Annotated in this window: 1 protein-coding gene and 1 pseudogene; both read left to right on the top strand. The window is 58.8% G+C overall.

What is annotated here, in order from left to right; genetic code table 11:
- Positions 1 to 284: 284 nt before the first annotated feature.
- Complete coding sequence (locus JQ628_RS34250; RefSeq protein WP_212231011.1) at positions 285 to 1,385, top strand: IS4 family transposase; 1,101 nt, start codon at positions 285 to 287, stop codon at positions 1,383 to 1,385.
- A gap of 747 nt (positions 1,386 to 2,132) precedes the next feature.
- Positions 2,133 to 2,389: pseudogene (locus tag JQ628_RS34245) on the top strand (ribonuclease BN); the annotation flags it as partial.

The following is a 2,389-nucleotide window of genomic DNA, read 5'->3' as shown; positions in this document are numbered from 1 at the left end:
CTTTTGCAAGGAAGCGGTTGTCGCGAGGTTGGCTCCGACTATTGCCCGAAACAAGCGATTTCGTAGGAGGGAGCGAAGCGATACCCATCAATGCCGGTGCGCGTGGCGATGGGTTTCGCTGCGCTCTACCCATCCTACGCAGATATGACTTCGCGATCTCGCGACATGATTTGCCCGAGGTTTGCCTGAAACTTCCGCCCTCTCCAATCAGAGGGCGCAGGGAAGACCGCATAGGCGTTAAGTTTAGGCTTGCGTATTGGAAGCACACGTGATTCCAACACGCAATGACTGGTGAATCGCTTGTAAACGAAGACTGGACGAGGGTGGTTTCCCGGCTTGGCGGAGCTGCCCAACTTGAGCTCAGTGCGCGCGAGACAAAAGCATTCCTACGGCGGCGCGAAATCCCGGATGCGGTCACGTTGCTGAGGTTGATGCTGGCCTATTGTCTCGGCGAAAGAGGGCTGAGATCGACAGCGGCGTGGGCTGCTTCGGTTGGTCTTGCCGATCTCAGTAGCGTGGCGTTGTTCTATCGCCTGCGTCAATGTGGTGATTGGTTTGGCGTCCTCATCGAAAACCTCCTCGCTGAAGCGGCGCCGAAGGCCAGCCGCTGTCGGCTGATCCGCATCATTGATGGAACGATGGTGCCGAAGGCCGGACCGGCAGCACGCAAGAACAGCGAACTTTGGCGTATTCACAGTGCATTCGATCTGCCTTATGAGCGCTTCGGCCACTTCGAATTGACCGATCAGCGAGAGGGCGAGACGTTTGATCGGATCCCGGTCGTCAAGGGTGAGATACGCATTGCTGACCGCGCTTATCTCCAGCCTGAACGCATCGCGACTGTTGTCGAGGCTGGAGCAGACGTTTTGATCCGTGCGAGCTGGAAGAACGCACGGTGGCTTGATGCCAAAGGCTGTCCTCTCGATCTCATAGCCCAATTGCGTACGGCGAAGGCACGCGGACGGATCGATCGGCGGGTTTGGATCAAATGCAAGAATGGCACTGCTCTGGCTGTGCGTCTGGTCGCAGTGAAGAAGCCGGCCAAAGCGGCCGCTGAATCGCGTCGGAAAGCCCGGCGCGCCGCGCAAGACGAAAGCCGCACTATCTCCAAGGAAACTTTAGAAGCGGCAGATTGGATCATCCTGATCACCACGCTCTTACCGGACGAGTTCTCAGCCAAAGATGTGCTTGCGCTTTATCGATTGCGATGGCGGATCGAACTTGGCTTCAAGCGGCTGAAGAGCCTCATCGGTCTCAAGACGCCTCCTGGAACCAATCCGAGTTCTGCCAAGCCCTATCTGTTGGCTCACCTCTTGATCATCCTGCTGCTCGAACCGCTTGTCCGCGAGTTCGAGGACTCTCCACACTGGGCGGAAGCCGCCTGACGACACCCGGCGCTTGGCGCGTTTTGCAACAACTCGTCGCTTCCTTGCTACAAGCGATCATCCCACAGCCAACCATCCGCTGCTTGCGTCGCCAAAAACGAGAACTCGGCAGGCATTTCCACGAACCGCCACGAAAACGGCGATATCAATCCATGCGCCCGATAACTTAACGCCTATGGGGAAGACCGGGTGCGCGCCGCACCCGCGGTCTCGTGTGCTGCTTGCGCATAAAGAAAATGCACACGAGCATACAGGTTCGGCGGGAGCATCCCGGCCTTCCCTGCGCAATGGCTTTACGGCTTACTTCGCGCTCTTCCCGGAGAACGGCTCTTTTGCCTCCGTCGCCCGCAAGACGCTTTCGCTCCTCGAGGACTTAACGCCAGCACCACGGCGCCAGAACCACACGACTTCACCGTACGCGTCAGCCACACTCGTCTGTCATGGCATCCGCGTCCATCGCATCTCACCGCGCGTCAGTGACGATGGCCAACGCCCCTCATCCGCGGTGAGACGAGCGGAGTTATGCCGCTGATTTGGGTGAGAACGGAAGCGGAATATTTTTCGATTCGAGGCTTGACGCGATTTCTGAAAATCGGAAGTGATTTGCCCGTCGGGCAGTCACAGACAAGATCACAGATGCCGCAGGGACGGAGGTGGATACCGTCAGGAGGCAGCGAAGAAGATCTATTGCCGAGGAACAGGAGCGAGCTGGAAGGATTGACAAGGACATCCTGCAGTGAGCGGGCCATGCCTAACGTGAGATATCTCGATCCGCGACAAGATCCCCGCAACGCTTCCGGCTCGGAGCCGGCGCCGACTACCCGTTCCGGACAAGACACCGCTGAAGCCCGCGGAGAAGAGGTTAGCCGTGGACGGAACGCCGTCGCTCCCTGGCAGATCCCGTGGAGGGGATGGAAGGACATCCTCCGTCGCACCTATCACGAGATGAACGAGGACCGGCTGCTCGCGGTGGCGGCGGGCGTCGTGTTCTACGGCCTGCTGGC

It is taken from the genome of Bradyrhizobium lablabi (assembly GCF_018129385.1).
Lineage (GTDB): Bacteria > Pseudomonadota > Alphaproteobacteria > Rhizobiales > Xanthobacteraceae > Bradyrhizobium > Bradyrhizobium lablabi_C.
The sequence above is the reverse complement of the archived record's forward strand: the minus strand, read 5'-3'. Positions and strand labels throughout refer to the sequence as shown.

Coding starts and splice junctions, on each gene's coding strand:
- JQ628_RS34250 (WP_212231011.1), top strand. CDS start 285: ATGACTGGTGAATCGCTTGTAAACGAAGACTGGACGAGGGTGGTTTCC.